The organism is Micromonospora sp. NPDC049580, assembly GCF_040675595.1.
Lineage (GTDB): Bacteria > Actinomycetota > Actinomycetes > Mycobacteriales > Micromonosporaceae > Micromonospora.
The window spans coordinates 1-8,076 of the sequence record NZ_JBFAPG010000296.1; the positions used below are offsets into that span (position 1 = coordinate 1).

Consider the following 8,076-nt stretch of genomic DNA (forward strand, 5'->3'; position numbering starts at 1 on the left):
CGGACATCCACGCCGGCGAGGACGGCCCACAGCGCCAACCGAGGGAATCGACCTCCTCGGCAAAACCCCCAGAGGTACCGTTGGGTAGTCAAGGGCTGACGTAGGTGGTCTACTCGTGTTGCCAACCGAGGAGAACCACGTGCCACCGCGTTACCGCTACGAACAGATCGCCGACGACCTCGCCGAACGCATCGCGTCAGGCGAGTTCCAGCCGGGCTCCAAACTGCCCAGTCGGCGAGAGTTGATCGAGCACTACGGGGTTACTGAGCCGGTGATCGACCGCGCCATGCAGGTGTTGCGGATCAAAGGTATGACCGAGACCCTGCCCGGCGTGGGAGTCTTCGTCGCGGAGTAGCCGGGCCGCTGGCCACGGGATGGCTGCTGCCAACCTTGACGCGATGCGTCAGGCGTTCGACGGACGGCTCTCGTAGACCTCGCTGCTGTCACCGCCCCGGGAACTGATCTTCTCGGGGCGGTTTCCGCTGGTGGCGAAGGGTGGGCGCGGCAGGTTTCGAACCTGCGACCCCCCGCTTGTAAGGCGGGTGCTCTCCCACTGAGCTACGCGCCCGGATCGCCCGTGTGCGGCGGGCCGGTGGCTGGCAAGCCTACCTGCTCGCCGCCGGCCCGGCCGCACGGCGTACCCCTATCCGGCGGTCGCGTCGGCGATGGCCTCGCGCCAGCCCTGCTGGTCGCGGGCCTCGCCGGGGCCGTTCATCTCGGCGAAGCGGACCACGCCGGCCTTGTCGATGACGAAGGTGCCCCGGTTGGCGAAGCCGGCCACCTCGTTGAAGACCCCGTACGCCTGGGCGACGGCGCCGTGCGGCCAGAAGTCGGCAAGCATCGGGAACTGGTAGCCCTCCCGGTCGGCCCAGATCTTGTGGCTGTAGGCCGAGTCGACGCTGACCGTCAGCACCTGGACGTCGTCGTTCACGTACTCGTCGAGGTTGTCCCGCACCTCGGCCAGCTCGCCCTGGCAGGTGCCGGTGAACGCCAGCGGGTAGAAGACCAGCAGCACGGTGCGCCGGCCCCGGAAGTCCGACAGGCGGACCTCCTGGTTGTTCTGGTCCTTCAGCACGAAGTCCGGCGCCTCGGCGCCAACCTCGATCGGCATGAGCACTCCTCGGGGTCGAGTCGGGGGACGACGCCAGCCTGCCACACCCGGCGGTGCGGACCGCCGGGCGCGAGAAAGCGATGACGGGCTACTTCTTGGCCTTGGCCCCACGGCGCAGCACCAGGCGGGCGCCGCTCCAGTCCCGGCCGGCGTTGACGGTCGAGGTCTGCTGGAGGCCGGCGGTGGGCGCGGACTCCGCGACCTCACTCGGCTCAACGTGCCCGTCGCGCCCCGCCTTCGGGGTGAGCAGCCACACGACCCCGTTGTCGGCCAGCGGGCCGAGGGCGTCGACGAGCAGCTCGAAGAGGTCACCGTCGCCGTCGCGGTACCACACCAGCACCGCGTCGACCACCTCGTCGGTGTCCTCGTCGACCAGATCTCCACAGCGGTCGGTCAGGGCGTCGCGGAGATCCTGGTCGACGTCGTCGTCGTACCCCATCTCCATGACGACCATCCCCGGTTCGATGCCGAACCGGTCCGCCAGGCTGCGTACCCCGTCGGCGGCCTGACCAGCGGTCGCGCTCACTGTCGCGTGCCTCCTCATTTCGTCCCTGCTCGCGGCGTCGGACCGACGCCGTCAGGCAAAGTCCACACAGTTGTGCCTCTGCGCGCAAGTGGCGCACCGGGTGGAACGGAATTTACCGTGCCAGCAGCGTACGGGCACCGTCGGTAATGGCTTCCGGGGAGACCAGAACATGACGGGCTGCCGGACCCAATGGTACAAAAGAGTCAACTCCGGCCACCCGCCGCGCGGCACCCACGTATCCGGCGTCGACCAGCGCGGCGATCACCCCCTCGCCGACCCCGCCGGAGCGGCGTGTCTCGTCCACCACCAGCACCCGGCCGGTCGCCGAGGACTCCCGGATGATGTCGGCCACCGGCAGGGGCGCCAGCCAGCGCAGATCCACCACGCGGGTGCCCACCCCCTCCTCGGCGAGGACGGCGGCGGCCCGCAGTGACATCCGTACCCCGTTACCGAAGGTGATGATGGTCAGGTCATCGGCCGAGCCGACCCGGTAGACCCGGGCCCGGCCGACCGGCACGTGCCCGGCCACCCACGAGCCGGGCTCCGGATAGCCGGCCAGCCACTCCCCGTCACCCTCGGCGTACAGGTCGCGGGTGTGGTAGAGCGCGATGGGCTCCAGGAACACGCAGACGCTGCCGTCCACCGCCGCGCTCGCCAGGCAGGTCCGCAGCATGGGCGCGGCGTCGTCCGGCCGCGCCGGCACCGCGATCACCAGACCCGGCACATCCCGGAGTACGGCCACCGAGTTGTCGTTGTGGAAGTGCCCGCCGAACCCCTCCTGGTACGCCAGCCCGGCCACCCGCACGACCATCGGGTTGCGGAAGGCGCCCCGCGAGAAGAACTGCATGGTCGCGGCCTCGCCGCGCAGCTGGTCCTCGGCGTTGTGCAGGTACGCCAGGTACTGGATCTCCGGCACCGGCAGCATCCCGGCCAGCCCGGCGCCGAGGCCCAGCCCGAGCACCGACGTCTCGTCGAGCAGGGTGTCGAAGACCCGGGCCGGGCCGAACCGGTCCCGCAGGCCCTTCGTCACGCCGTACACGCCACCCTTGGCGGCCACGTCCTCGCCGAAGACGGCCATCTGGGGGTGGTCGAGCAGCCCGTCGGCGAGCGCCGCGTTGATGCTCTGCGCCAGGGTGAGCGGGCCGGCCAGCTCCGGCGGTTTGCCCCCGAACGCCTCCTCCCGCGCCGCCGAGCCCGGCCCGCTGGCCCGTGCCGCCGCGTCGGCCACCGCCCGCGCCACCCGCACCGGGCGGCGGGGCGCCAGCGCCGACACCACGTCGGCGGCGGAGGCCAGCTTCGGCTCGCCCAGCACCTCCTCGGCCAGCCGGCGGACCTGCCAGCCGGTCTCGTCGTACCGGGCCAGCAGTTCGTCGGCGGTCGCCACACCGGCGTCGACGAGCAGCCGGGCGGTGGCGGCCACCGGATCCCGCTGAAGGTCCTCGGCCAGCTCGGCGGGGCTGCGGTACGCCGACTCCGCGTCCGCCCCGGCGTGGCCCATCAGCCGGACCGTGCGCAGGTGCAGTACGGCCGGCCGCCGGTGCCGGCGTACCCAGGCAGCGGCCTCCTGCGCCACCTCGTACGTTCGCACCGGGTCGGCCCCGTCGACGCTGAAGTAGTGGATGCCCGGTTTGGCGCGCAGCGTCGCCTCCACCCAGCCCTCCGGCGAGCGGACGCTGATGCCCAGCCCGTTGTCCTCGCAGACGAAGAGCACCGGGATGCGCAGCCCGGCGTGGTCGTACCAGCCGGCGGTGTTGAAGGCGGCGGTGGCGCTGGCGTGGTTGACCGACGCGTCGCCGAACGAGCAGACCACGATGGCGTCCGGCGGCCAGGGGGCGTGCGCCGCGCCGGCCCCGCTGCCGACCCGTACCCCGGCCCCGGCACGCCGCCCGACGGTGTCCAGCCGGCGCAGCCGCTCCACGGCCAGCCCCATCCCGACCGCGCGGGGCAGGTGCGAGGCGATGGTGGAGGTGGTCGGCACGATCGCCAGGTCGGCGCGGCCGAACACCTTGTGCCGGCCACCGGCGATCGGCTCCTCGCTGGAGGCGACCATTCCGCGCAGCACGTCCCGGGCCGCCTCGGCGTACGCCGCGAACCCGCCGGTGGGCCGCTCGGACCCGGCCGGCTCGGGCTCCGCGGCCGGCTCCGGGTCGGCGGCAGCCTCCCGCGCGGTGGCTGACTCCTGGTCGGTTGCCCGCTTCGGGTCGGCGGCCGGCTCCCGGCCGGTGGCCGGTTCGGCGTCGGCGGTGTCGGTCGGCGTCGTGGCGTCGGCGACCTGGGCCGCCCGCACGCAGTAGAACGCCCCGGAGCGGTAGTGCAGCAACGCCGGGTCGGTGGGGCGCAGCGCGGCGGCGACCGCCGCGTTGCCCTCGTGCCCGGCCGAGCCGATGGTGTAGAAACCCTCCCCGAAACTGCGCAGCCAACGACCGGCGAGGTCGAGCTGGCGGCTGGTCACCTGCGCGTCGAACAGGTCCAGCAGCTGCGCGCCGGTCAGCGGGGCGTCGTCGGTGACCGGGTCGGCGGGGTCACGCCTCCGCTGCGCGGCGGGCAGCGCCGCCAGCGTCTCCCGGAACCGGTCGTCGAGATCTTGCGGGGTGGTCACGTCCGACAGCATTACCGACGCAGGCCATGCTCGCCCAGTGGGACACGGCCGGCGCGGGTCGACTCACGCCGGGTCGCACGGCTCCGGACAGCCGCCGTCGGACACCTTCCACACCAGGTCACGCAGGGTGGACAGCTCCTGGTCACTCAGCCCGGCCAGGAGTCGGGAGTCGGACATCACCTCGGTCACCCGGTCCCGCACGCCCCGGCCGTCCTCGGTCACCACGAGCGTCTTCTGCCGGCGGTCGGTCGGGTCGGTACGACGCTCGACCAGGCCGGCCTGCTCCAGCCGGTCGACAAGCGCCGTCACGTTGGACCGGTCGCAGCCCAGCCGATCGGCGAGATCCCGGGCGGGCAGTGGACGGTCCGGGTCCAGCTCGTGCAACGCCCGGGCCGTGGCCGGGGTGAGCCCCAACTCGGCGAACGCGGTGCCCTGCCGGTGTCGCAGCGAGGCGGTCAGGTGTGCCATCCGGCGCACCACGTCGGCCGCGAGGCCGGCCCGGTCCACCGGTCGACCCGCCGCGGAAACCACCTCCGGTGCCACCGCCACATCGTACGCACCACGACGACCGCCCAGCTCAACGATCAGGTGCGACCCCACACGGCGACCATGATCGCCCGGGGGGTCAGGCGGGGAGGAAGGAGAAGCGGACCTGGCGGGTGGGATTGTCGCCGTTGGTGTCGACCAGGCAGATGGACTGCCAGGTGCCCAGGGCGAGGCGTCCGTCGAGCACCGGCAGCGTCGCGTACGGCGGGACGAAGGCCGGCAGCACGTGGTCCCGGCCGTGGCCGGGCGAGCCGTGCCGGTGCCGCCAGCGGTTGTCGGTGGGCAGCAGCGCGTCGAGGGCGGTGAGCAGGTCGTCGTCGGAGCCCGATCCGGTCTCGATGATCGCCAGCCCGGCGGTGGCGTGCGGCACGAAGACGTGCAGCAGGCCGTCTCCCTCGCCGGAGACGAAGCTCTGGGCCTCGGCGGTGATGTCCCGGACGGCCGGCCGGGTCCCGGTCTGGACGGTGATCACGTCACTGCGCATACGTCGCATTCTGCCGCAGCGGGCAGGGAGCCCCGGTGCATGGGGAAAGGAAGGGTCGTCGCGCTAAGTTACCGACGGGTACCTGTGTTCAGCATCGCGTCGGGGGCACCTAGACGTGACGACGGGTGCCACCAGGGGGCAGGATGGCGCTAGAGACCTATCCCACACACAACCGAGGGAACGCCTGTGGCTACGGAACGCAAGCGCCCGGTGATCAGCGACGGCCTACCGAGCCAGCTTCCGGACATCGACCCTGAAGAGACCAGCGAATGGGTCGAGTCGCTTGACGGTGTCATCGACGAGCGCGGCGCCAAACGCGCCCGCTACGTCATGCTGCGCCTGCTGGAGCGGGCCCGTGAGCGCCAGGTCGGGGTTCCGCCCCTGACCACCACCGACTACATCAACACCATCCCGCCGGAGCAGGAACCCTGGTTCCCGGGTGACGAGCACGTCGAGCGGCGCATCCGGGCGTACGTGCGGTGGAACGCCGCCATGCTGGTGCACCGGGCGCAGCGCCCGGAGATCGGCGTCGGCGGCCACATCTCCACCTTCGCCAGCTCGGCGTCGCTCTACGAGGTGGGCTTCAACCACTTCTTCCGGGGCAAGAACCACCCGGGCGGCGGCGACCAGATCTACTACCAGGGCCACGCCTCCCCCGGCATGTACGCGCGGGCGTTCCTGGAGGGGCGGCTCAGCGAGCACCAGCTCGACGGGTTCCGCCAGGAGCTGTCGCATCCGGGCGGCGGGCTGCCGTCGTACCCGCACCCGCGGCTGATGCCGGACTTCTGGGAGTTCCCCACCGTCTCGATGGGCCTCGGCGGCCTGAACGCGATCTACCAGGCCCGGTTCAACCGGTACCTGCAGCACCGCGGCATCAAGGACACCTCGCAGCAGCACGTGTGGGCGTTCCTCGGCGACGGCGAGATGGACGAGCCGGAGACGTTGGGCGCGATCGGTGTGGCCGCCCGCGAGGAGCTGGACAACCTCACCTTCGTGATCAACTGCAACCTCCAGCGGCTGGACGGCCCGGTCCGGGGCAACGGCAAGGTCATGCAGGAGCTGGAGTCGTTCTTCCGGGGCGCCGGCTGGAACGTGATCAAGGTGGTCTGGGGCCGTGAGTGGGACCCGCTGCTCGCCGCGGACACCGACGGCGCGTTGGTCAACCTCATGAACACCACGACCGACGGCGACTACCAGACCTACAAGGCCGAGTCCGGCGCGTACGTGCGGGAGCACTTCTTCGGCCGGGACGCACGGACCCGCAAGATGGTCGAGCCGCTGAGCGACGACGAGATCTGGAACCTCAAGCGGGGTGGGCACGACTACCGCAAGCTCTACGCGGCCTACAAGGCGGCCACCGAGCACACCGGTCAGCCGACGGTCATCCTGGCGAAGACGATCAAGGGCTGGACGCTCGGTTCGCACTTCGAGGGCCGCAACGCGACCCACCAGATGAAGAAGCTGACGCTGGAGGACTTGAAGACCTTCCGCGACCGGCTCTACCTGGACATCCCGGACAAGGCGCTGGAGGACAACCCCTACCTGCCGCCGTACTTCCACCCCGGTGAGAAGTCCGAGGAGCTGGCCTACCTGAAGGAGCGCCGCGAGCAGCTCGGCGGCTACCTGCCGTCGCGGCGGACCAGCACCAAGCGGCTGACCATCCCCGGTCCGGAGCGGTTCGCCGACGTCAAGCGCGGCTCGGGCAAGCAGAAGGTGGCCACCACGATGGCCTTCGTCCGCCTGCTCAAGGACATCATGAAGGACAAGGAGTTCGGCAAGCGCTGGGTGCCGATCATCCCGGACGAGGCCCGCACCTTCGGCCTCGACTCGATCTTCCCGACCGCGAAGATCTACTCGCCGCACGGGCAGCGCTACACCTCGGTCGACCGGGAGCTGTTCCTGTCGTACAAGGAGTCGACGACCGGGCAGATCCTGCACGAGGGCATCAACGAGGCCGGTTCGGTCGCCTCGTTCACCGCCGCGGGCTCGGCGTACGCCACCCACGACGAGCCGATGATCCCGATGTACATCTTCTACTCGATGTTCGGGTTCCAGCGGACCGCCGACGGGCTGTGGGCGGCGGCCGACCAGATGGCGCGGGGCTTCCTGCTCGGCGCGACCGCCGGTCGGACGACGCTCAACGGTGAGGGCCTGCAGCACGAGGACGGCCATTCGCTGCTGATCGCCGCCACCAACCCGGCGGTGGTCGCGTACGACCCGGCGTTCTCCTTCGAGATCGCGCACATCATGGAAGCCGGCCTGCACCGGATGTACGGGGACGCGCAGGAGAACGTCTTCTACTACCTGACGGTCTACAACGAGCCGATCCTGCAGCCGGCCGAGCCGGCCGGGGTGGACGTGGAGGGCCTGCTCAAGGGCATCTACCGCTACTCCCCGGCACCGCAGGTCGACGGCCCGAAGGCCAACGTCCTCGCCTCCGGCACCGGCATGCAGTGGGCGCTCAAGGCCCAGCAGCTGCTCGCCCAGGACTGGGGGGTGGCCGCCGACGTCTGGTCGGTGACCTCCTGGACCGAGCTGCGTCGCGACGCGGTGGAGACCGAGGAGTACAACCTGCTCAACCCGGGCGCCGAGGCCAAGGTGCCGTACGTCGCGCAGAAGCTGGCCGACGCGGACGGGCCGAAGGTCGCGGTCAGCGACTGGATGCGCGCCGTACCGGACCTGATCGCCCGCTGGGTACCCGGCGACTACACGTCGCTGGGCACCGACGGCTTCGGCATGTCGGACACCCGGCACGCGCTGCGCCGGCACTTCCACGTCGACGCCGAGTCGATCGTGGTCGCCACGCTGCG

At 71.3% G+C, this 8,076-nt stretch carries 7 protein-coding genes and 1 tRNA gene; 2 read left to right on the forward strand and 6 right to left on the reverse strand.

Translation table 11 applies throughout. From position 1 onward, the window contains the following. The first annotated feature begins 139 nt into the window (after positions 1-139). Positions 140-355 carry a GntR family transcriptional regulator gene (locus tag AB0J68_RS21675; protein ID WP_233578732.1) on the forward strand — a complete coding sequence of 72 codons (216 nt, stop codon included), beginning with the start codon at positions 140-142 and terminating at the stop codon, positions 353-355. A 141-nt stretch (positions 356-496) separates the two neighbouring features. On the opposite strand, the gene AB0J68_RS21680 is transcribed toward AB0J68_RS21675, so the two are convergent. The 6 genes from AB0J68_RS21680 to AB0J68_RS21705 all read right to left on the reverse strand — a co-directional run bounded on the left by AB0J68_RS21680 (position 497) and on the right by AB0J68_RS21705 (position 5,266). Further along, positions 497-568: transfer RNA gene (locus AB0J68_RS21680), tRNA-Val, on the reverse strand. A gap of 75 nt (positions 569-643) precedes the next feature. Further along, a complete protein-coding gene (locus AB0J68_RS21685) occupies positions 644-1,111 on the reverse strand; it encodes a peroxiredoxin (protein ID WP_363940207.1) in 468 nt (155 codons plus the stop codon). Between the two features lie 88 nt (positions 1,112-1,199). Beyond that, a complete protein-coding gene (locus AB0J68_RS21690; protein WP_007463483.1) occupies positions 1,200-1,637 on the reverse strand; it encodes a DUF3052 domain-containing protein in 438 nt (145 codons plus the stop codon). A gap of 112 nt (positions 1,638-1,749) precedes the next feature. Further along, complete coding sequence (locus tag AB0J68_RS21695; RefSeq protein WP_363940208.1) at positions 1,750-4,248, reverse strand: thiamine pyrophosphate-dependent enzyme; 2,499 nt, start codon at positions 4,246-4,248, stop codon at positions 1,750-1,752. Positions 4,249-4,299: 51 nt separating this feature from the next. Beyond that, complete coding sequence (locus tag AB0J68_RS21700) at positions 4,300-4,704, reverse strand: MarR family transcriptional regulator (RefSeq protein ID WP_354859502.1); 405 nt, start codon at positions 4,702-4,704, stop codon at positions 4,300-4,302. A 157-nt stretch (positions 4,705-4,861) separates the two neighbouring features. After that, positions 4,862-5,266 (reverse strand): YjbQ family protein, encoded by a 405-nt coding sequence (locus AB0J68_RS21705; protein ID WP_354859494.1) that lies wholly within the window; start codon positions 5,264-5,266, stop codon positions 4,862-4,864. A 186-nt stretch (positions 5,267-5,452) separates the two neighbouring features. Between AB0J68_RS21705 and aceE the strand changes: the two genes are divergently transcribed. Continuing rightward, the coding region (gene aceE / locus AB0J68_RS21710) for a pyruvate dehydrogenase (acetyl-transferring), homodimeric type (protein WP_363940210.1) at positions 5,453-8,076 on the forward strand (2,624 nt) is incomplete at its 3' end.

Bases quoted from the DNA above. Each gene is read 5' to 3' on its own strand.
- AB0J68_RS21700 (WP_354859502.1), bottom strand. From the start codon at position 4,704: ATGGCACACCTGACCGCCTCGCTGCGACACCGGCAGGGCACCGCGTTC.
- AB0J68_RS21705 (WP_354859494.1), bottom strand. From the start codon at position 5,266: ATGCGCAGTGACGTGATCACCGTCCAGACCGGGACCCGGCCGGCCGTC.
- AB0J68_RS21695 (WP_363940208.1), bottom strand. From the start codon at position 4,248: ATGCTGTCGGACGTGACCACCCCGCAAGATCTCGACGACCGGTTCCGG.
- AB0J68_RS21685 (WP_363940207.1), bottom strand. From the start codon at position 1,111: ATGCCGATCGAGGTTGGCGCCGAGGCGCCGGACTTCGTGCTGAAGGAC.